Origin of the sequence: Nocardia sp. NBC_00881, assembly GCF_045207455.1 — a bacterium.
GTDB lineage: Bacteria > Actinomycetota > Actinomycetes > Mycobacteriales > Mycobacteriaceae > Nocardia.
The window spans coordinates 5978925-6000022 of sequence record NZ_CP108798.1; the positions used below are offsets into that span (position 1 = coordinate 5978925).

18 protein-coding genes and 1 pseudogene are annotated in these 21098 nt (G+C 64.9%); 12 read left to right on the forward strand and 7 right to left on the reverse strand.

The features are described from left to right. Positions 1 to 74 precede the first annotated feature (74 nt). The 5 genes from OH799_RS25675 to tgt all read left to right on the forward strand — a co-directional run bounded on the left by OH799_RS25675 (position 75) and on the right by tgt (position 6607). The gene (locus OH799_RS25675) at positions 75 to 668 is read left to right on the forward strand and encodes a TetR/AcrR family transcriptional regulator (RefSeq protein WP_406268958.1); all 594 of its coding nucleotides are present in this window, start codon (positions 75 to 77) and stop codon (positions 666 to 668) included. A gap of 38 nt (positions 669 to 706) precedes the next feature. Then, positions 707 to 1210 (forward strand): RrF2 family transcriptional regulator, encoded by a 504-nt coding sequence (locus OH799_RS25680; protein WP_406282548.1) that lies wholly within the window; start codon positions 707 to 709, stop codon positions 1208 to 1210. Between the two features lie 80 nt (positions 1211 to 1290). Continuing rightward, positions 1291 to 3024, forward strand: a complete 1734-nt coding sequence (locus tag OH799_RS25685) for an ABC transporter ATP-binding protein (RefSeq protein WP_406268961.1) — start codon at positions 1291 to 1293, stop codon at positions 3022 to 3024. Between the two features lie 150 nt (positions 3025 to 3174). After that, complete coding sequence (locus tag OH799_RS25690; RefSeq protein WP_406282551.1) at positions 3175 to 5067, forward strand: ABC transporter ATP-binding protein; 1893 nt, start codon at positions 3175 to 3177, stop codon at positions 5065 to 5067. 295 nt (positions 5068 to 5362) lie between these two features. Next, entirely contained in the window at positions 5363 to 6607 is a 1245-nt protein-coding gene (gene tgt, locus OH799_RS25695; RefSeq protein WP_406268964.1) for a tRNA guanosine(34) transglycosylase Tgt, read from the forward strand. 45 nt (positions 6608 to 6652) lie between these two features. Here tgt and OH799_RS25700 read toward each other — a convergent pair whose 3' ends face one another. Next, entirely contained in the window at positions 6653 to 7429 is a 777-nt protein-coding gene (locus tag OH799_RS25700) for a queuosine precursor transporter (RefSeq protein WP_406282555.1), read from the reverse strand. 32 nt (positions 7430 to 7461) lie between these two features. On the opposite strand from OH799_RS25700, the gene OH799_RS25705 reads away from it, so the two are divergent. Next, positions 7462 to 7977 (forward strand): DUF4190 domain-containing protein, encoded by a 516-nt coding sequence (locus tag OH799_RS25705; protein ID WP_406268967.1) that lies wholly within the window; start codon positions 7462 to 7464, stop codon positions 7975 to 7977. A gap of 75 nt (positions 7978 to 8052) precedes the next feature. Here the strand turns inward: OH799_RS25705 and OH799_RS25710 are convergent, their stop codons facing one another. Genes OH799_RS25710 through OH799_RS25720 form a run of 3 tightly spaced genes read right to left on the reverse strand, consistent with a single transcriptional unit; the run spans position 8053 to position 10230 of the window. Next, positions 8053 to 8727: an RDD family protein gene (locus OH799_RS25710; protein ID WP_406268970.1), complete on the reverse strand. Its 675-nt coding sequence runs from the start codon at positions 8725 to 8727 to the stop codon at positions 8053 to 8055. Between the two features lie 47 nt (positions 8728 to 8774). Continuing rightward, complete coding sequence (gene gluQRS / locus OH799_RS25715) at positions 8775 to 9692, reverse strand: tRNA glutamyl-Q(34) synthetase GluQRS (protein WP_406268973.1); 918 nt, start codon at positions 9690 to 9692, stop codon at positions 8775 to 8777. Between the two features lie 55 nt (positions 9693 to 9747). Next, positions 9748 to 10230: a DUF309 domain-containing protein gene (locus OH799_RS25720; protein WP_406268976.1), complete on the reverse strand. Its 483-nt coding sequence runs from the start codon at positions 10228 to 10230 to the stop codon at positions 9748 to 9750. Positions 10231 to 10676: 446 nt separating this feature from the next. Between OH799_RS25720 and OH799_RS25725 the strand changes: the two genes are divergently transcribed. Further along, positions 10677 to 10859, forward strand: a complete 183-nt coding sequence (locus OH799_RS25725) for a DUF397 domain-containing protein (RefSeq protein ID WP_406282558.1) — start codon at positions 10677 to 10679, stop codon at positions 10857 to 10859. A 99-nt stretch (positions 10860 to 10958) separates the two neighbouring features. On the opposite strand, the gene OH799_RS25730 is transcribed toward OH799_RS25725, so the two are convergent. Further along, the gene (locus OH799_RS25730; RefSeq protein WP_406268979.1) at positions 10959 to 12599 is read right to left on the reverse strand and encodes a cytochrome bc complex cytochrome b subunit; all 1641 of its coding nucleotides are present in this window, start codon (positions 12597 to 12599) and stop codon (positions 10959 to 10961) included. A gap of 168 nt (positions 12600 to 12767) precedes the next feature. Between OH799_RS25730 and OH799_RS25735 the strand changes: the two genes are divergently transcribed. Further along, positions 12768 to 14372, forward strand: coding sequence for a hypothetical protein (locus OH799_RS25735; protein WP_406268982.1), 1605 nt, complete (start codon positions 12768 to 12770; stop codon positions 14370 to 14372). Between the two features lie 121 nt (positions 14373 to 14493). On the opposite strand, the gene OH799_RS25740 is transcribed toward OH799_RS25735, so the two are convergent. Continuing rightward, positions 14494 to 15132: a hypothetical protein gene (locus OH799_RS25740; RefSeq protein ID WP_406268985.1), complete on the reverse strand. Its 639-nt coding sequence runs from the start codon at positions 15130 to 15132 to the stop codon at positions 14494 to 14496. Positions 15133 to 15347: 215 nt separating this feature from the next. Here OH799_RS25740 and OH799_RS25745 point away from each other — a divergent pair, with 215 nt between their 5' ends. Then, positions 15348 to 16451, forward strand: a complete 1104-nt coding sequence (locus OH799_RS25745) for a CapA family protein (protein WP_406268988.1) — start codon at positions 15348 to 15350, stop codon at positions 16449 to 16451. On the opposite strand, the pseudogene OH799_RS25750 reads toward OH799_RS25745, so the two are convergent. Next, positions 16432 to 17088: pseudogene (locus OH799_RS25750) on the reverse strand (dienelactone hydrolase family protein); the annotation flags it as partial. The gene OH799_RS25745 and the pseudogene OH799_RS25750 overlap by 20 nt on opposite strands. A gap of 156 nt (positions 17089 to 17244) precedes the next feature. On the opposite strand from OH799_RS25750, the gene OH799_RS25755 reads away from it, so the two are divergent. The 3 genes from OH799_RS25755 (at position 17245) to OH799_RS25765 (ending at position 20789) form a co-directional block, all read left to right on the forward strand. Continuing rightward, positions 17245 to 17517 (forward strand): hypothetical protein, encoded by a 273-nt coding sequence (locus tag OH799_RS25755; RefSeq protein WP_406268991.1) that lies wholly within the window; start codon positions 17245 to 17247, stop codon positions 17515 to 17517. A 939-nt stretch (positions 17518 to 18456) separates the two neighbouring features. Beyond that, the gene (locus tag OH799_RS25760) at positions 18457 to 19569 is read left to right on the forward strand and encodes a HesA/MoeB/ThiF family protein (RefSeq protein WP_406268994.1); all 1113 of its coding nucleotides are present in this window, start codon (positions 18457 to 18459) and stop codon (positions 19567 to 19569) included. A gap of 89 nt (positions 19570 to 19658) precedes the next feature. Next, on the forward strand, positions 19659 to 20789 hold the full coding sequence (locus OH799_RS25765; protein ID WP_406268997.1) for a site-2 protease family protein: 1131 nt from the start codon (positions 19659 to 19661) through the stop codon (positions 20787 to 20789). Positions 20790 to 21098: the final 309 nt, after the last annotated feature.

Sequence of the window (21098 nt, forward strand, 5' to 3'; positions counted from 1 at the left end):
ACGTTAAGCGGAGGTACAACCTCTATTTTGCTGGTGTCATTAGCCCAGCGCAGAAGTGATGAGAGGATCATCCCATGGCTGTCCGGGATACACCCGACACTGTTGTCGCAGGTGGAGGCACTAAAGTCGCAATCCGAGACGCTGCGGTCAAGCTGTTCGGAGCCAAAGGATTCGAACAGACGAGCCTGCGCGAGGTCGCGGATGCGGTAGGAATCACAAAGGCTTCGCTCTACTATCACTACGCCTCGAAGCTCGATCTGCTGCTCGCGATCATCGATCCGATCGTCGATCACATGCGATCGGTGGTCGACGATCTCGACCGGGCGCCGCACGATGCCGAGGGCATTCGCCAGGTCCTGCGGACCTACCTGCGCGGGCTGATCCATCACCGCGACGCCGGGGCGCTGGTCGTACGCGACACGGTCGCGATCATCAACGTGATGGCCGACCGCCATCCGGAGCTGATGGACATGAGCCGGGTGCTACGCGAATGGCTGGCCGGGCCGAACGCCACCGAGGAGGCCAAGCTCCGGGCCTGCGCGGCGCTCGACGTGATCCGCGTCGCGCTGGTATCCAAGGAATTGGTCCCCGGCGCCGACGACTCGCTGGTGGAGACGTCCCTCCTGGACGCGGCGACTTGTGTGCTCACCGCGTGTCGAACCGCGTAGATTCGGTCTACCGCCGCCAACGCCAGGGAGTTGCCGCTGTGCACATCAGCGCGAAGGTCGATTACGCGGTGCGGACGCTGCTCGAGATCGCCCGCGCATCGCGGCTGAACCAGACCACCGTCGGGCTCGGCGCATCCGTCGCGCAGGCCGCCCCGGTGGTCAAGGCCGAGGCCATCGCCACCGCGCAGCGAATTCCGCCCAAGGTGCTCGAGTCGGTGCTCGGCGAGCTGCGCAGGGCCGATCTGGTGATCAGCAGGCGCGGTCCGGAAGGCGGCTACTGGCTGGCCAGGCTCGCGTCCGAGATCTCCATCGCCGACGTGATCCGCGCGGTCGAGGGCCCGCTCGCGTCGGTGCGCGGCGAACGACCCGAGGACGTGCGCTATCCCGGCGCGGCCGAGTCGCTGCAGCGGGTGTGGATCGCACTGCGGGTGAATCTGCGCGCCGTCCTGGAGAACGTGTCCATCGACGACATCGCGCGGAACCAACTGCCGGGATTCGTCGAGGCGCTCACCCAGGATCCGGGAGCGTGGTCGCGCAGATAGCGCCGCACTCTTCGGGTATTCGTGCTGGTCAGGTATCTCTACGACGGAGTACGTCGTTTGCCGGTAACCTGCGACTCATCATGCTGATCAGACTGCTCCGCACACATCTTTACCCCTACCGCGCCCAATTGGCGGGGGTCATTGTGCTTCAGCTGATTTCCGTCATCGCGATGCTGTACCTGCCGAGTCTGAACGCGGATCTGATCGACGGCGGCGTCACCAAGGGTGATATCGGCTACATCTGGACCACCGGCCTGTGGATGCTCGCGGTCACCGGTGTGCAGATCCTCGCGTCGGCTTCGTCGGTCTATCTCGGTGCGCAGGCGGCCATGGGTGCGGGACGAGATCTGCGTGGTGCGGTGCTGCACCAGGTCGGCACGTTCTCCGCGCGAGAAGTGGGGATGTTCGGCGCGCCGTCGCTGATCACCCGCAACACCAACGACATTCAGCAGGTTCAGCTGCTCATCGTGATGTCGGCGACCATCCTGGTGATGGCGCCGATCATGTGCGTCGGTGGCATCATCATGGCGCTGCGGGAGAATCTCGGTCTGTCCTGGCTGCTGCTGATCGCGGTGCCCGCGCTCGGGTTGTCCATGGGTTTCATCATCTTCCGGATGGTGCCCGGCTTCCGCGAAATGCAGGGCAGGATCGACGAGGTCAACCGGGTGCTGCGCGAGCAGATCACCGGCATCCGCGTGGTCCGGGCGTTCGTGCGGGAGCGGCAGGAGACCTGGCGCTTCGGGGTGGCCAACACCGAACTCACCGAGACCGCGCTGCGGGTCGGCCGGTTGACGGCGCTGATGTTTCCGACGGTCATGCTGATCAGCAACGTCACCGCTGTCGCGGTGATCTGGTTCGGCGGGCAGGCGATCGACGCGGGGCACATGCAGATCGGCTCGCTCACCGCGATGCTGTCCTACATCATGCAGATACTGATGGCCGTGATGATGGCCTCGTTCCTGGCCATGATGGCGCCGCGTGCCGCGGTCTCCGCGGACCGCATCGCCGAGGTACTGGACACCGAATCCTCGGTCAACCCACCGCGATTGCCGCAGCCGTTCAAGGACGACCCTGCCGCCGTGGACTTCCAGTTCGCCGAATTCGCCTATCCCGGGGCAGAGAAGCCGGTGCTGAAGGCAATCCGGTTCCAGGTGCGCCCCGGCACCACCACCGCGATCGTCGGGTCCACCGGTGCAGGCAAGACGACGCTGGTCAACCTCGTTCCCCGGCTGATGGACGTCACCGACGGCGCGGTCTACCTCGGCGGAACCGACGTCCGCCACATCGACCTGGAGCTGCTGCGCTCGCAGATCGGCCTCGTACCGCAGAAGGCGTATCTGTTCTCCGGGACGATCGCGAGCAATCTGCGCTACGGCGATCCGGACGCCACCGACGAGGATCTCTGGCACGCACTGGAGATCGCGCAAGCCGCCGATTTCGTCCGAGACATGCCGCACGGCCTCGATACACCGGTCGCGCAGGGCGGCACGACAGTCTCCGGCGGTCAGCGCCAGCGGCTGGCGATCGCGCGGGCATTGGTGAAAAAGCCGAGGGTGTACCTGTTCGACGACTCGTTCTCCGCGCTCGACGTCGCGACCGACGCCAGGCTGCGAGAGGCGCTGAAGCCGGAGACCGAGAACGCCTCGGTGGTCATCGTCGCCCAGCGCATCACGACCATCCGCGACGCCGATCAGATCGTGGTACTCGAGGACGGCGCGATGGCGGGCGTCGGCACGCATGAGCAGCTGATGCGGGAATGCTCCGAGTACCGGGAGATCGTCGAATCGCAGCTGAGTGCCGAGGAGGCGCGGTGAGGCACAATCGCGCAGCGCTCATCGAGCCGACGGGGTGCGGGAACTCCCGCAGGACACAGGAGGCGCGGTGAGGCACAATCGCGCAGCGCTCATCGAGCCGACGGGGTGCGGGAACTCCCGCAGGACACAGGAGGCGCGGTGAGGCCAGGAATGCCGAGTCCCGGTGCACCGGACGCCAAGGCGAAGTCGTTCGGTCCTTCGTTGCGGCGCTTGCTGCGCAGGCTCGCTCCCGAACGGTTCAACGTCGGGCTGATCATCCTGCTCGTCGTCGTATCGGTGGTACTGAACACGCTGGGCCCGTACATTCTCGGAAAGGCGACCAACCTGGTCTTCGACGGCGTGGTCGGCAAGCAACTACCGTCCGGCGTCACCAAGGACCAGGCGATCGAGGCGCTGCGGTCCAAGGGCGACAACACTTTTGCCGACATGCTCGGCGCGATGAACGTGATCCCGGGCATAGGAGTGGATTTCGCCGCGGTCGGCAAGGTTCTCGTGCTCGTGCTCGTCCTCTACCTCGGCGCCGCGCTGTTCGGCTGGTTGCAGGGCTATCTGCTCAACATCGTCATCAATCGGACAGTGAAGCGGCTGCGCAGCGACATCGAGGACAAGATCCACCGGCTTCCGTTGCGCTACTTCGATTCCGCGCCACGCGGTGACGTGCTCAGCCGCGTCACCAACGACGTGGACAACATCTCCCAGAGCCTGCAGCAGACCATGAGCCAACTGCTGACCTCGGTGTTCTCGGTGCTCGGCATCCTGATCATGATGTTCTGGATCTCGCCGCTGCTGGCGGTGATCGCACTGCTCACCGTGCCCGCCGCCGTCGTGATCACCGCGCAGATCGCGAAACGCTCCAAGCCGCACTTCATCAACCAGTGGAAGTACACCGGCCTGGTCAACGCTCAGGTCGAGGAGGCGTATACCGGGCATGAGGTGGTCACCGCATTCGGCCGCAACCGCGAGGTCGGCAAGGAGTTCGACGAGCGCAACCAGGAGCTCTACCAGGCCAGCTTCGCGGCACAGTACATCTCCGGTCTGATCATGCCCGCGATCATGTTCCTCGGGAACGTGAATTTCGTGCTGGTTGCGCTGGTCGGCGGCTTGCGGGTGGCGACAGGCAACCTGTCGCTCGGCGAGGTGCAGGCGTTCATCCAGTACTCCCGCCAGTTCAGCCAGCCGCTGACCCAGATCGGCGCAATGGCCAACCTGTTGCAGTCCGGCGTCGCCTCGGCCGAGCGGATCTTCGAGATTCTCGACGCCGAGGAGCAGAGCTCGGACCCGGCGATGGCCGCCACTCGCCCGGTGGATCGCGGCCGCGTGGAATTCGAGGCCGTCTCATTCCGCTACGAACCGGACAAGCCGGTGATCGAGCGGCTCTCGCTGCTGGTCGAGCCAGGTCATGTAGTCGCCATCGTCGGCCCGACCGGCGCGGGCAAGACCACGCTGGTGAATTTGGTCATGCGGTTCTACGAACTCGACGCGGGCACCATCACCGTCGACGGCGTCGACATCACCGAGATCACCCGCGACCACCTGCGCTCCCGCATCGGCATGGTGTTGCAGGACACCTGGCTGTTCCGCGGCACCATCCGGGAGAACATCGCCTACGGCAACCCGAACGCGAGCGAACAGGACATCATCGCGGCCGCGCGCGCCGCGTACGTGGACCGTTTCGTGCACGCGCTGCCCGACGGATACGACACGATCATCGACGAGGAGGGCTGCGGCGTCAGCGCGGGCGAGAAGCAGCTGATCACCATCGCGCGAGCGTTCCTGGCCAAGCCGTCCATCCTCATCCTCGACGAGGCGACCAGCTCGGTAGACACCCGTACCGAGCTGCTGGTGCAACAGGCCACCGCCGCGCTGCGCCGGGACCGGACCAGTTTCGTCATCGCCCACCGCCTCTCCACCATCCGTGACGCCGATTTGATTGTCGTCATGGAGGCGGGCCGGATCGTGGAACACGGCACGCACGAACGCCTGCTCGGGGAGCGCGGGGCGTACTACCGCCTGTACAACGCCCAGTTCGCCGCGGCTCTGTAATTTGGCAGCGCCTGCGGCGCTGCGTGTTCGCGGCCCCTTTATGGCTCGCGGCCGAGCGACCGCCGCTGGCGACTTCGTCGCGGACGCGGCGGCCGCTCGGCCGCGAGCCGGGCCGCGAACGGGCAATGCTCGGTCTCGCTCCGCTCGAAAGCCGCGGGGGTTCGTGTGGTGCGCCGGGTGGTAACCGGGGAATCGACCGACGATGTCGGCACTGCGCAGACGGCGCGGGCAATGCCGGGCCGAGGGATCGGTGGCCTGCTGCGGTCGGCCTGCGCTGGACTGGGAGGATGGCTGGGTGTCCGGTCCTGAATCCTTCTCTTTCACCGTCGGTACTCGCCTGGACGGGCGGCACGGCCGGTCCGGCATGATCGGCACGCCGCATGGCCCTATCGCCACGCCGGCGTTCATCCCGGTGGGCACAAAGGCGACAGTGAAGGCGGTGCTGCCGGAGACCATGAAGGATATCGGCGCGCAGGCGCTGCTGGCCAACGCCTACCACCTATACCTGCAGCCCGGCGCCGACATCGTGGACGAGGCGGGCGGGCTCGGCACATTTATGAACTGGCCCGGGCCCACCTTCACCGACAGCGGCGGGTTCCAGGTGATGTCGCTGGGCGTCGGATTCAAGAAGGTGCTGGCGATGGAGGCGGTCGACGTCCGCAGCGACGACGTGATCGCTGCGGGCAAGGAGCGGCTTGCCACCGTAGACGACGACGGCGTCACCTTCCGCTCGCACCTGGACGGCTCCGAGCACCGGTTCACCCCCGAGGTGTCGATGGGCATCCAGCACGAGTTGGGCGCCGACATCATGTTCGCCTTCGATGAGCTCACCACGTTGCTCAACACCCGCGCCTACCAGGAGAAGTCGTTGCAGCGCACACACGAGTGGGCGCGGCGCTGCATCGATGCGCACGAACGGCTGACCGCCGCGCGCACGCACCGCCCGTACCAGGCACTGTTCGCCGTCATCCAGGGCGCGCAGTATGAGGACTTGCGGCGCAAGGCATGTCGCGGACTCGAATCGATCCGGGGAAGCGCGGGAACGGCGTTCGACGGCTATGGCATCGGCGGTGCGCTGGAGAAACACAACCTGGGCGCTATCGTCGGCTGGTGCTCGGACGAGCTGCCCGAGGACAAGCCGCGTCACATGCTCGGCATCAGCGAGCCGGAGGACATCTTCACCGCGGTCGAGAACGGTGCGGACACCTTCGATTGCGTGAACCCGTCGCGGGTCGCCCGCAACGCCGCGATCTACGTCGACGAAGGCCGGTTCAATATCAACACCAGCCGCTTCCGCCGCGACTTCACCCCGATCGACGAGACCTGCGACTGCTACACCTGCGCCAACTACAGCCGCGCCTATATCCACCACCTGTTCAAGGCCAAAGAGATGCTCGCGGCCATGCTGTGCACGATCCACAACGAGCGGTTCACGGTGCGGCTCGTCGACCGCATCCGGCACAGTATCGATGGCGGCTACTTCGACGAGCACAAAGCCGAGGTCCTGGGTCGTTGGCGGGGCCGGATCCGGACGCCATAGAGCCTGCTGGACCACATCGTGGATTCCGCTGACCCACGACATCTTTCATCGGAGCAGAGCGGGAACCTCGCTCGGTGCGTAGCTGGGTTCGTGCTTCTTGAGCCACGTGATCACCCGATAGGTGATCGGCAGCACGATGACTTCCGCCAGTGTCTTCCAGAGGAAGCCGACGATCACGAAATTGATGAACTGTCCCCAGGAGTCGATGCCGATTGCGGTGGCCGCGATCGAGCAGAAGATCAGCGTGTCGCCGAACTCGCCGACCACGGTCGATCCGATCAGGCGCGCCCACAGGTGCTTCTCCTTGGTCCGCTCCTTGATCAGCACCAGTGTCGCCGAATTCAGCATTTCGCCGACGAAATAACCGGCCAGACCGGCGGCGACGAGCTGCGGGGTTGTTCCGATGACGGTACGGAAGGCGTCCTGGTTCTCGTAGAAGGTCGCGGCGGGTAGTTCGACGGCGATCTTGAAGCACACCACGGTCAGCAGCAGCATGGCGAAGCCGTAGTAAATGGCCCGGCGCGCGGCGCGGAAGCCATAGATCTCACTCAGCACGTCGCCGATGATGTAGGCGAGGGGAAAGAGGAACCAGGCGCCGTCGGTGGTGATCGGCAGAATCTCCAGCGGTCCCAGCTTCACCGAATGGTCGGTGAAGAACTGCACGCCCTTGGTCGCGCAGATGTTGGAGATGATCAGCGTGGCGGTGAACACCGCCACGATCGGTGTGTAATACCCCCGCGCTACCTGGGCGAATGCCGCATGCTCCGGCGCGGGGTGTCCAGGTCCGTGTTCTTCGGTTGTCTTCGGCTCACTCACCTGCATCATCCAACCAGGTTGTGGAATACGCTGTAGCAATGACGAATCCCGGCGATTCCGACGAGTGGTGGAAGCAGTATGGCGGCCAAGGCGTGTCGCCGGAGTCCGGTGGGCAGAGTTCGGTCCCGCAGTACCCGAACGCCGAGTCGCCTTCGGGTTATCCGTCGGCGCCGCAGCACCCGGTGCAGCCGCCGTCGCAGCCGATGACGCCGCCTCCGCAGCCGCAGTACCCGTCCTACCAGCAGCCCGCGCAGCCCTATCCGCAGCCGAACTACGCCTACCAGAGCCCCTACCAGCCCTATGGTGCTCCGGTGCAGGGCACCAACGGCATGGCGATCGGCGCGCTGATCTCGTCGCTGGTCGGGTTCGTCACCTGCGGAATCGGCTCGCTCGTCGGCATCATCCTCGGCGCGGTCGCGTTGAACCAGATCAAGCAGTCCGGGCAGGAGGGGCGCGGCATGGCGCTCGCCGGCATCTGGATCGGTGTCGGCGCGATCGTGCTCGTCATCCTGTGGTTCGTCGTCGTGATCGTCGTGGGCTCGACGAGTTCGTAGCGGCAAGGGCCGGGAAAGCAACAGGGGCGCACCCGAATCGGGTGCGCCCCTGTTGCTTCGTACCGCTGTCGCGTGTCAGGCCTTGACGACCTGGGTGCCGCCGGCGAACTTGTCGTGCCAGCCCTGCTTGTTCGGGTCCTGCGAGATGGTGACCATGATGTAGATCGCCAGCCCCAGTGCGACGAGGCCGCCGACGCACGGGATGATGTTCGCCGCGAGGAAGAGGTTCCGCTTCAGCGAGGTGCCCGGGTCGATCTTGGCGGCGCCGCCGGGGGCGAGCACCTTCAGGCCGAGAATCTTCTTGCCCAGCGTGGTGCCCTGCGTGGTTTCCATTCCGACGAAGTAGCCGACCTCCACAAGGGTCCAGACCAGGCCGAGGCCGATGGTCAGGCCGAGTGAGTTGTTGACCAGGATGTACAAGATGAAGTACGGGATCATCAAGATGAGCCCGTCGATGACGCGGGCCCCGATGCGGGTGCCGAGGTCACCCGGCTGACCGCCGTAGCCGAAGTTGCCCGGCTGCTGCGGGTACGGCTGCTGACCGTAGGGGTCCTGCCCGTACTGGGGCTGCTGGCCGTACTGGGGCTGCTGCTGCCCGTACTGGGGAGGCTGCTGCTGGCCGTACTGCGGCTGCTGCTGCCCGTACTGGGGCTGCTGCTGGCCGTACTGGTCGCCGCCTTGCGGGTACGGCTGCCCGTACGGCTGCCCGCCCTGCGGATACTGGTTGGGGTCGTACCCACCGCTTGTCATAGTTGTTTGTCCTCGTCGCGTGATCGGTAGTTCGGACGTTGCGTACGTTACGGACATCGACTGCGTTGCAACAACCCACTCACGTCGAGTATCCAAGGTTCCCAGGGCAGAAGCCCGGCGTCGAAATGTGCGAGTAGCTCGGATGACGATGTCGCGGAGCGGTCGAGTGAGGCGGCGAGGGCCGCCACGACCTGTTCGACCGTGTTGCCGAACGCCCGTTGGTCGGCCAGAGTCACCGCGCCGTCTCGCTTCGCCAGCCGATTCCCGTTCGCATCGAGCACAAGCGGGACATGGGCATAGCGGGGGACCGGGAGGCCGAGCAGCGTCGCGAGATAGGCCTGTCGTGGTGTCGAGGGCAACAGGTCGTCGCCGCGCACTACCTGGTCGATGCCCTGCGCCGCGTCGTCCACGACGACCGCCAGGTTGTAGGCCGGAACACCGTCGCCGCGGCGCAGCACCAGATCATCGACCGGTCCGCGGTAAATCCCGTGCAGTTCGTCGACCACCTCGAACTCGGTCGCCTTCGCGCGCAAGCGCAGAGCGGCCGGGCGGCCACTGGTACGCAGCCTGTCGCGCGCCTGTGCGGTCAGTGTGCGGCAGGTGCCGGGATAGGCGCCCATCGGTCCGTGCGGCGCCGTCGCGGCCTGCTGAATTTCCCTTCGGGTGCAATAGCATTCGTAAGTCAGTCCGGCGGCGGTGAGGCGTTCGATCGCGGCCTCGTAATGTGGCAGCCGCTCGGATTGCCGCACCACCGGTCCGTCCCAGTCCAGGCCGATCGCGGCGAGGTCGTCCAGCTGCCGCTGCTCCGCGCCGGGTCGAACCCGGTCCAGATCCTCGATCCTGAGGAGGAAGCGCCGACCCGTGGAGCGGGCGAACGCCCAGGCGAGCAGGGCGGTGCGGAGGTTGCCCAGGTGCAGGTCCCCGGACGGTGTCGGCGCATACCGGCCCGCGCCGACCTCAGACACGAGACCGGCTGGAGAACGATGAGGTGCGCACGGTGGCCATGGTAGGGGTGTGCGATCAGCCGCGGAGGCGGGGCTTGAGGTTGTCGGCGGCCGGTTCGACCCCTGCGTCGAGTGCGGCGAGCAGCGATTCGGCGTGGGCGATCAGTCCGACACGGTCGATGCCGTAGGGCACATGGCCGGCTTCCGGCCGATACGCGGTCAGCCGGGTCACGGCCCGGTCGAGCAGTGTACGCGCCCCTTTGGGATTTCCGCGTTGTATGTGGGTAAGGCCGACAGCGAACTGCGCAAGCGCCTGCCACAGCATCCGCTCAGCGAACGGACCGTTCTTCCATGCCGCCTCTAATACCTCATGTGCATTGAATGCGAAACCTTCGTCCAGCAGTTGCTGGGCGAAGGTGAGAGTTTGCTGCGGCGGCAGGCTCAGATCGTCCGGAATTCGGGCAACTCCGGCGCTTCCCGGCGGCAGCGGGCGCCCGAGGCGATCGCGCGGACGGGAGCTACGGGCACGACCTGCATCGTCGCGATCGCGTTCCACCATAGGTTCCATGATGCACGGCTGCGGTGGCGGCGTCGACGGGGCACTGCCCGTCGGCGAATTGTCCGAGTGATAACGGAGCAATTACATCCGTTTAAAAGATTGTGGCACGCCGGTGTTTGGAATGAATGCCACGGGCTGGCAATGCTCCCGCAACTCTCCTCCTTCGCAAACCTGCGTAGTTGCGACGATTGAATAGGCAAGAGGCGGGCAAACTTTCGATGGACCTGCTAGTGTTTACCGCACGGGGACAACCCCGCACGAGGTGAATTCCTCTCGAACTCGATGTGCGATATAGACGCACCGGGAAAGCGCGCTCTCCCGAAGAGCGTTCTACGGGATTCGGCGGCTCCGCCGGGTGCCGATGCTAGCTAGAACGATGTCAGGAGAAATCTCGTTCTCGACGCAGCAAAGGAGCTAGTGCCGTGAAGGTTGATCTGACGGACGCTGTGTGGCGCAAGAGCACCTACAGTGGTCCGGATGGGAACTGCGTGGAAGTTGCCTTTCTCACCGACGGCAACGTAGCGGTTCGTGATACCAAGGACAGACGTGGTCCGGCCTTGGCCTTCGCGCCGGGCGAGTGGGATACATTCCTAACGGAGCTCTCGGCGGGAGGGTTCCGGCGCAGTTGAACTGTTCTGGAAACGCCTGAATAAGGCAAGCGGGCCCCGGGGCGGGATGGACTCGGGGCCTTCGCGGTATTCGGGTACATGCGATGCGATCCCGAATCATCAACCGGAGGAGCCGTTTCCGCGGCCGTTCGTCCGCTTCTGATATCTGCGCAGCACGGCAAGCTGCTTGCGTTCTTCTTCGTGCTCCAGTGATCGGTTCCGCTCCGACTCCTGCCGCGGGTCCGCGCGCAGGAAGCTACCCGTGCCCGGCTTGCCCGCCGCACCCAACTTGCTCATCTTCTTCGGCACCGGGGCGCCTTGATACTCCAGCGGAATCGGATGGCCGTGCTCGTCGACCGGGCCGAGCGGCTGGTGTACCTCGATGTACTCGCCGTGCGGAAGCCGCTTGACCACACCGGTTTCCACGCCGTGCTCGAGCACCGCACGATCACTGCGCTGCAGACCTAGGCAGATCCGGTAGGCGAGGAAGTACGCGATCGGCGGCGCAAGGAGGAGCCCGATCCGGCCGACCCACGTGGTGGCGTTCAGCGAGATGTCGAATTTGTAGGCGATGATGTCGTTGACGCAGGAGAGCGTGAGTACCACGTAGAACGCGATGGACATGGCGCCGATGGCGGTGCGCACCGGCACGTCGCGGGGACGCTGCAGCAGGTTGTGGTGCGCACTGGTGTCGCCGGTGAGCCGTTTCTCGATCCATGGGTAGGCGATCAACACGGTGAACACCAACCCCATGATCAACGCGACCCAGAACGCGGCGGGCACCGTGTAGCGACCCAGATACAGCTCCCATGGCGGCATCAGACGCGCCAGACCGTCGGTCCACATCATGTAGAAGTCCGGCTGCGATCCCGCCGACACCTGCGACGGGTTGTACGGGCCGAGGTTCCAGATCGGGTTGATCTGCAACACCCCGCCCATGATGCCGACGATTCCGAGGGTGAAGGCGAAGAACGCACCCTGATCCGCGGCGAACACCGGCACGATACGGGCGCCGACCACATTGTTCTCGGTGCGGCCCGGCCCGGGGAACTGGGTGTGCTTCTGGTACCAGACCAGCGCCACATGCGCGGCGATCAACGCCAGGATGATGCCAGGGAACAGCAGCACATGCGCGATGTAGAGGCGCGGGATGATGATCTCGCCCGGGAAGTCACCGTCGAAGATCAGCCAATGCATCCATGTGCCGATGATCGGAATACTCATCGTGATACCCGAGAACGCCGCACGCAGACCGGTGCCGGACAGCAGATCATCCGGCAGCGAGTAGCCGAAGAACCCCTCGAACATCGCCAAGATCAACAACAGCGATCCGAGTACCCAGTTGGCCTCCCGCGGCTTGCGGAACGCGCCGGTGAAGAAGATGCGGAACAAATGCACAATGATCGACGCCGCGAACAGCAGCGCGGCCCAATGGTGGACCTGGCGGACGAACAGACCGCCACGCACCTCGAAGGAGAGGTCCAACGCGGTCTCGTATGCGCGCGACATGGTCACCCCACGCAGCGGCTGGTAGGCCCCGTTGTAGACCACCTCGGCCATGGACGGATCGAAGAACAAGGTCAGATACACACCCGACAGCAACAAGATGATGAAGCTGTAGAGCGCGATCTCACCCAGCAGGAACGACCAATGGGTCGGGAAGACCTTGTTGATCGACCGCTTCAGAAACGCGGCGGCGCGATAGCGTTCGTCCGCCTCGTCGGCTTGCGCGCCTATTTTGCGAACCAGTTGTGTAGCCATGGCCGACACCCCGCCCTTGGTGAGAGTGGTATCTGTTCCTACTACGGACGGTAGCAGACGGGATGCGCGGAATCGAGAGGGGTTTCGGTCTCGATTGTGGAACAAGATCATTCATATTTGTTCGACGTCACCGATACCGTCGCAATCAGGGTCGATATCGTTCCATCTGTGAGCGCGATGGCACCGCAGGACGCGACGATGTATTGGTTGTCGAAGCGCACGCGCAACGACTTGTTTCTCTTGTATTGCTTCCACGACGAAGGGCGCTCGACCGAGGAACTGCGTGCCTCAGTCGCCGAACGCAGTGCGCGAATCGACGATCTGCGGGTCTGCCTGCGCGAACTGCCCGCGGACATCGATTACCCATCCTGGATGCCCTGCGAATTCGCTGCCGAGCAATTCGTCGAGCATCGACTGGTGGAGCCGAATTGGGTGAATCTGCTGGACGCTCTCGGGGAGGTGCTCGGGACTGGCGTGGATGCCGCCGTACGTCCCTGGCGGGTGCACGTATTCCGTGGGATCGTCGATGCGCCAGGGCCGGGCGAGGGGCCCGCACTGGTGGCCGTGTTGCAGATGTCGCATGCGCTGGCGGATGGGCGGCGGGCGGCGACCATCGCGCGTTCGCTGTTCATCGAGTCCAATGCACGAAACGGGGATGTTCTGTCTCCGAGCTATCGCCGAGCGGGTCTGGTGACGCCGAGCGGTCGCGGTGCCGGCGGTACCGGAGTGGTGGATGGGCCCGCCGATGCGTGGGTGAGCGGTGTCGGCCGCAGTCGGATTGCGGGTGGCGGACCACGGGCATTGTCCACCCTGCTCGCTCGGGGGCGCGAGGTCGGATGGGCGGTGGCCGCCGGGGGGCTGTCGATTGGTTCTGCGGTGGCGGCCCGCGGGCAGATGATCGCGGGCCGGAGGATACTCACCGGGACACTGGTCGATTCGGCGCTTGGTCTGCTGTGCATTCCGGTTCGGCTGGCTTCGACCGCGGTGCGCGGTTATCGAGCCTTCCAGGCGCAGCAGCAGCTGGCGCACTTGACCGATACCGGTCAAGTGCCGCCGCCCGGCGTCGGCTTTCTGCCGAGCCAGGTGAATCGAACTGTCGCAGAGGGCGTCTCGCTACACCAAGTGCGTATGCTCGTGTGCGCTGCCGAACACCTTCGGGCCCCTGGTGACACCGTGACCGTAGTGGTCCTGACCGCGGTGTCACTGGCGCTCGCGCGGTATCTGACGAACCGGGGTGAAGCCGTCGAACGTCTCGGCGCACAGGTTCCGATGGCGCTGCCCGAGCTGTCCGCCGGAAGCGAGAGCGACCCGCGCAACAACTACCGCAGCGTTGGCGTCGACCTGTTCGCCGACGAACCGGACCTGCGCCTGCGCGCCGACAAGATCGCCGCGGCACTCGCCGACCGCCGTCTCCGGGCGCGGCACCCTTTGCTGTCCGCCCAGGACCGGGTCACCGCGACCGTCCCTGCCCCGCTCCTCCGCCGCGACGTCGACCGCTATCCCCTCGACACCGTCCCCGACTCGATCGCGGGCCACACCATTGTCTCCAGCGTCGACCGCGGGCCCGCCGACCTCACCTTCGGTGGCGGCCGTGTCCGCTTCACCGCCGGCTTTCCCGCCCTCGGCTCGGTCATGCACCTGACCCACGGCGTACACGGCCTCGGTGACACCATCACCCTCTCGCTGCACGCCGATCCCGCGGTTCTCCCCGACCTCGACACCTACGCGTCCCTACTCCGCTCCGCGGTAGACGAGGTCATCGCTGCCCTCTGAACCTGCGAGCCACCGGGTACATCCGGCAAACGCCGACTCTCCACACCGGAGGCGCGCTTCGCACGTCTCAGACACAACCTGCGTGCGGCGCGTCCTGTGGTGGCGAAGAGGGACCGGTGGATCAGGCTCGGTTGAGAGCCAGTTCGGGCGAAGCCGAGTGGAGGTCGGTGGAGATTTTGATCTCGAGCTCGACGCGGGTGGCGTTGATGACCGAGCGTTCTTCCTCGACCGTGTTCTCGATCGCCCTCGACCACAGCGCTCGAATTTCGGAGATCTCCTCACCGGTCGCCTCGGCGTCCATTTCGATCCTGCGCCGCTGCAAAGAAATGTTCAGCGCCGCGGTGAGTGTCCGCGTCAGATCCTCGCAGCGATTCGGGATCTTCCGATGCGCCAGGACGCGCAGGTTGCTGATGAATCCCCTTGTCCCAGTGATATTTTGGATCACATCCTCGCCGATCTCGTCCAGCTCGTCGGCCTCCCAGCGGTCACAGTACAACAACTGCTGACGGACATCGGTGGAGATCGCCAGCACGGAAGCCACTGCGGCCAGCACGGATTCACGCCGCCACTTATCGTGCTCGCGGCGTTCCGCGGCCGCGTTAGTCGACTCCACATTCCGCTGCGCCGCGTCGAGCGTGACCCGGTTGCGCTCGTCCGCAGCGGTCACCGCCGCGCGATTAGTGCGGTTGTTGAGAAGAACGCCGACCACCGCCGCAATCGCGACGACAAGGGAACAGAAGAGTGGAAGCCACTGAGTCACCGGGAAATCATCGCATCGCGATCGTGGCTCGCACAGCCGACGAAGTTCTAATCTTTCTGGATTCCGCTGGATGCTTCCATGTCGTGCAAGCGGGGCAGGTGCGCTACTCGGTCGGCTTGTTCGCTGAGTCGGGTCGGGCGCAGTCCGGGCTCATGTGGGGTACTCCGCCCATTTTCGCAGGTGAACTCTTTGTCCAGTGGATCGACAATGGTGGTATGGCCACAGTCCTGCTCGGTGGCGACGTCATGCTGGGGCGCGGTGTGGACCAGATCCTGCCGCATCCCGGCGATCCAACGCTGCGCGAACGGTATGTCGAGGATGCGCGGACGTATGTTGAGTTGGCCGAACGCGTGCATGGCGAATTCGCCCGTCCGGTGGATTTCCGCCGACCATGGGGTGATGTCCTGCCGATCCTCGCGCAGGTCCACCCCGAGGTGCGATTGATCAACCTGGAGACCGCTATCACCGCCGACGGTGCGTTCGCACCCGCGAAGGGCATCCACTACCGGATGAACCCCGACAACCTGCCGGTGTTGACCGCGATCGCACCGGTCGTTTGTGCGCTGGCCAACAACCACATCCTCGATTTCGGTATCCACGGGCTGGCGGACACCCTCGAAGCCCTCGATACCGCGGGCGTCTGCGGCGCCGGAGCGGGCGTGGATCTCGACGCCGCCCAAGCACCGGCGATATCGGAACTCGACGACGGACGCCGGGTGGTGATCGTCTCGGTAGCCGCGGGCTCGAGCGGGGTTCCGGAATTCTGGGCAGCGCGTCGAGATCGGCCCGGGTTGTGGCGGGTCGGCGATTCACCGACGATTCGTGCGGCCGACAAGGTGGCGGCAGAAGTGCTGGCCCACAAACGGGACAACGATATCGCGATCGTCTCCGTACATTGGGGACCCAACTGGGGTTACGGGGTGACACGGAGCGAAACACAGTTCGCTCATCGGTTGGTCGATGCCGGCGTCGACCTGGTGCATGGTCATTCCGCGCATCATCCGCGGCCCATCGAGATCTACCGTGGCAAACCGATTCTGTACGGGTGTGGCGACGTTATCGACGACTACGAGGGCATCCGCGGTTACGAGCGGTACCGCCCCGATCTTCATCTGCTGTATCTCGTGTCCATCGATCCCGGTGCGGTGGAGGTACGAATGATTCCGCTACGGGTACGGCGCATGCGCCTCGAATCGGCGGCGCATAGCGAATCGCGATGGCTGTGCGAGACGATCGAGCAGGTCAGCCGCCGCTTCGGTACCCGAGTCGCATCGCGGCCCGACGACCTACCAGTGGTGTTCAATGCCACACAACGCTGAGATGGCGGCGGAACCAGTCGCTGGCCAGATCTGCCACTTGCTCGAGCGCGCCGGGTTCCTCGAACAGGTGGGTCGCACCAGGGATGACGTCGATCTCGCTCGGACACGGCATCCGCAGCCGTGCCTCCCGATTGAGCTCGAGCACCTGTTGGTCGTTACCTCCGACGATGAGCAGCGTCGGTGCGCGGACCAGCGCCAGCCGGGGACCGGCCAGGTCGGGGCGGCCGCCGCGAGAGACGACGGCCGCGATCTCGGTTCCGGGTTCGGTGGCCGCCCACAGCGCGGCACCGGCACCGGTGCTCGCGCCGAAATATCCGGTGGGAAGGCCGTTCAGATCCGATCGGGTGCGCAGCCAGCGGGTCACTTCGACGAGACGATGGGCAAGCAACTCGATATCGAAGACCCGCCTACGGTCGCCCTCCTCGTCCGCGACCAGCAGGTCGATGAGCATTGTCGCGAGTCCCGCCCGATTGAGTACGTCGGCGACAAACCGATTCCTCGGACTGTGCCGGCCACTTCCGCTCCCGTGTGCGAAGACGATCAGGGCGGTGGAGTTCACCGGGACGGCCAGTATCCCCGCCAGCCGGATGGACTCCGACGGCACGATGACCTCGTCTGTCCGCGTCATGGGATCGGGCGTGGAGGACGGCATAGAACACCTCCTGACATCCGGCATACCCGATCGTTTCGGTCATATGCAGGAGGCCCGGAGCCTCCGTAGGCACGGGCCGATGACGATCTACAACTACGTCAACGGGCGAGGAGGCTCGAGCAGCTGGTCACCGGGCCCGTGATGTCGCAAGGGCAGCAGACGGTCGAACCAGCCGGCGACTGGACCGACGAGATCCTCGCGGTGGCCGAAGGCATGTGGTACGTCATTCGGGCCCACCTCGCACGCCATCCCCTGCTTCTCACTCGCCGCAGCCTGGACCTGCCCACGCTCGTGATCGCGGAGGCGTTGTTACAGGCCTTGCTCAGAGCGGCAGATCCGGTATCGAGATCGCCCACGCTGCAACCGGCAGCGACCCCGAAGACGAGTTCCCTTTCGGGCGGTCCATCATCGTGATGGGGCTGAAACGGGCGCAATCATCGGATCTGAGTCAGCGGGAGCAGATACCCTGCAGTGCGCATGCCAAATGCGGCTCCTGGCAGCGGTTTCGACGCCATGCCTCGATTGCCGTCTACGAAATCGCTTTCCACTCACAGGATTACCGAAAGCTGATGCGGGTCGCGGGGTGACAGCTATGATCCTATGTGTAGCTGCCCTTCTCGGGTGGTCTGCACATATCCAGTGACGCGGAGTGTGGTCATGGCGAAAGAAGTCGACAAGACCCCGTTCGTGCCACGGTGGACCGGCCTGCTATCACGATCCGGACGCTCGGCAAGGGGGAACCACGGCTGGCAGTTCGGCATCCTGCCAGTAACTCGGACGTCCAGTATTCAATTGAAGTCCAGTATTCAATTAAAGGTGTCCGGTCGTGAAGAAAGATCACGATCGGGCATTCCTTTATTCCATGCTCGAGCGCCTGGCAGCCATTTCGAACCGGCCCGCTGGGTAGGAAGGAGACCACCAGCGACAGCGGTGGCGGCAATTCGTAGCCGTCACGCCCCCGCCCGGTCGGCAGCGTAGTTCGGTCGGGCGCACATCTACCTGATCACCGGGAGTGCAGTCATGAAGAAAGATCACGAGAAGGCACCCGTTCGTTCCGCGGCGGAGCGGCCAGCGGTCATTGTGATTCGGCCGCTGGACAGGAAGGAGACCACCGGCGACGGCAGCGGTGGCGGCAATTCGTAGCGGTCACGCTCCCGCCCGGTCGGCAGCGTAGTTCGGTCGGGCGCACATCTACCGATTACCAGGAGTGCAGTCATGAAGAAAGATCACGAGAAGGCACCCGTTCGTTCCGGAGCGGAGCGGCCAGCGGTTATCGTGATTCGGCCGCTGGACAGGAAGGAGACCACCGGCGACGGCAGCAGCAGTGGTGCCAACTAGTCGTCGATATTCCTGATGCGTGCCGAAGAGATGCTGCGACCGCGGATCAAGCCGGAACACGGTCGGTACGTCACGGTCGACGGCAATGTGAGGATCGGTGCCACGGTCCACGGTCTCGGAGTGGAAATCGAAGACCCGGATGGCTGGGTGTGGGTTCTGATCGGCGCGCTGGATGGCACCAGGTCGCCCGACGAGGTACTCGACGTGGTGTTGTCCGATTATCCGGGAGTGCCCGCGGCCGACGCGATGCAACAGTTGTCGGACGCGGGCTTCCTGGAAGACGCCGGTGGTCCGGTACCGGCGGAATTGTCGAAGCGGGAGCAGGAGCGCTATTCGCGCGGTGTGGCTTTCCTTCGGTGGATCGATCAGACCGCTCGGGCGAGTTCTTGGGATGTGCAACATCGGCTGCGTCGATCCCGCGTTCTCCTCATCGGTGTCGGTGGTGTCGGTGGGGCCGTGGCACAAGGGCTCGTTGCCTCCGGTGTCGGACAGTTGCATTGCGTCGACTCCGACACGGTCGAGTTGTCGAACCTCAATCGTCAGATTCTGTTCCGGGAGAGCGACATCGGCAAAGCCAAGGTCGACGTCGCAGTCACACATCTGCGGGAACTCAACTCCGACGTCCGGGTCACGAGCGAACAACGGCGGATAACGGGTCCGGCCGACCTCGCCGAACTGCTCCAGTCCGGATACGACCTCCTCGCTCTGTGCGCCGATCAGCCGCGCTCGATCCGCCGATGGGCCAATCGGGAGTGCCTGGCTGCCGGCCTGCCGTGGGTGGTCGGTGGCTACCACGGCCCGATCGTGTCGGGCAGCCTGCACGGCCCCGGTCAGGGTGCCTGCTGGGAATGCCTGCACGATCACGAAGCCGAACAGGCCGAGATGCGGCTACCACCTGAGACGACTCTGGAAAGCCTTGCGCCACGACTGCCTTGGCATCCGGTCAACGTCGTGTCCGCGAGCCTCACCGGCACCCTCCTCACGCATTTCGCGCTCGCCGCGCTCACCGGCGCGCCGCCGTTCGAGCCGGGGTTCCGATATGAGGTGAATCTGGTGCGTCTCGATGCATCGGTGTCCGAGCGCATCACACCTCGACCGGAATGTCCGGTATGCGGGAACGCGCCATGACCGACGCACACACCACTGTCGCTGTGCGACCTGGAAGTCGAATCCGCCTGCACGACTTAGCGACTCGGGCGGATCGCGACGAGTGGATCGTGGGCCGGTTCGAGACTCGGCGGTTCGTGGCGCTCCCACGGGAGGGTGTGACAGCGCTGGAGCTGCTGCGGGCGGGCCACACCATCGAGCAGGCGGCCAGGCGACTGGCGGACGACGAGGGGCACGAGTTCGACGTGCTTTCCTTCGTCGAGGCGCTGATGGCGCTGGATTTCGTGGACGAGGTCGACGGGCGGCCGGTGCCGTGCGCGGCTCCTCGGCCCGCGTCCTTTCCGCGGGTGTGCCCCGATCATGTTCGGTTCGCGTTGAGCCCGGTTTTGCCGGTGCTTTTCGGCTGCCTCATGATGGCTACGGCGGCGGTGCTCGTCACGCGGCCGGATCTGCTGCCCGGTTTCCATCACCTGCTGTGGAGTCCCGAGGGTAGTGTCGTGCTGGCGGTGAGTGTCATCGTGGGTTGGTCGCTGGTGTTCGTCCATGAGATGGCGCATTTCGTCGTCGCGCGGGCGACCGGCGTGCACGCCCGAATCGGGTTGGGCACTCGGCTGCAGTTCCTGGTAGCCGAAACCGATATCAGCGGAATAGAACTCGCCCCGCGTCGGCATCGGCTGACCGCGTATCTGGCCGGCATCGCACTGAACCTCACGGTCGCGGCGGTTGCGATCCTGCTTGCGGTAGTGACCGACGAAACCACGATCATTCACCGAATTCTGGCCGCAGTGGTGGTGATCGCATTGCTGCCCTTGCCGTTTCAGTTCATGGTGTTCATGCGCACGGACATCTACTTCGTCCTGCAGGACCTTACTGCTTGCCGCGACCTCTACGGTGACGGCGCCACCTACGTGCGGTATATCGGAAACATTCTGCGGAATACCATCTTTCGTCATAACCGCGCCGTAGATGATCCGAGTATCGGTCTGCCCCCGCACGAGCGCCGCGCGGTGCGCGTCTACAGTGTCGTCCTCGTCGTCGGCACCGTGCTGTGCCTGGCTGTGATGGCGACCGTCACCCTTCCCGCCGATCTCACCTTGATCTACCGCGCTATCACCCGGCTCGGGCCGAACCGGTCGGTGGCAACCAACCTGGACAGCGTGGCCGTTCTTCTCATCCTCGGCACTCTCCACACCATCTGGGCCGTGACATGGTGGCGCCAGCACCGCGCGAAGCATCAGTAGCCGGAACACCTGCCGTCCCCGGCGTCGGCAATAGAGGACTCGGGTCGATCAGCGATGACGAGCACGTCTGAGTATTGCCTTGTCGGTCTGTTGAATGCGGCTGGCGTCGACCGTCAACAGATGGCGGCAGGCCATGACAAAACCCCGCGACCAGCCGGTTGGAGGCTCGTGTTCGATGACAAACGCATTTCGTGGCTCGGGCTGATCACCAGACGGTCTGGGTCGGATGGATTACCGCGGTGCTTTGTGCGCGAGATGTTGGCTCAGCACGCGAGTAGCGGTCGCCGCCACGGAGTGAAATGCCTCGAG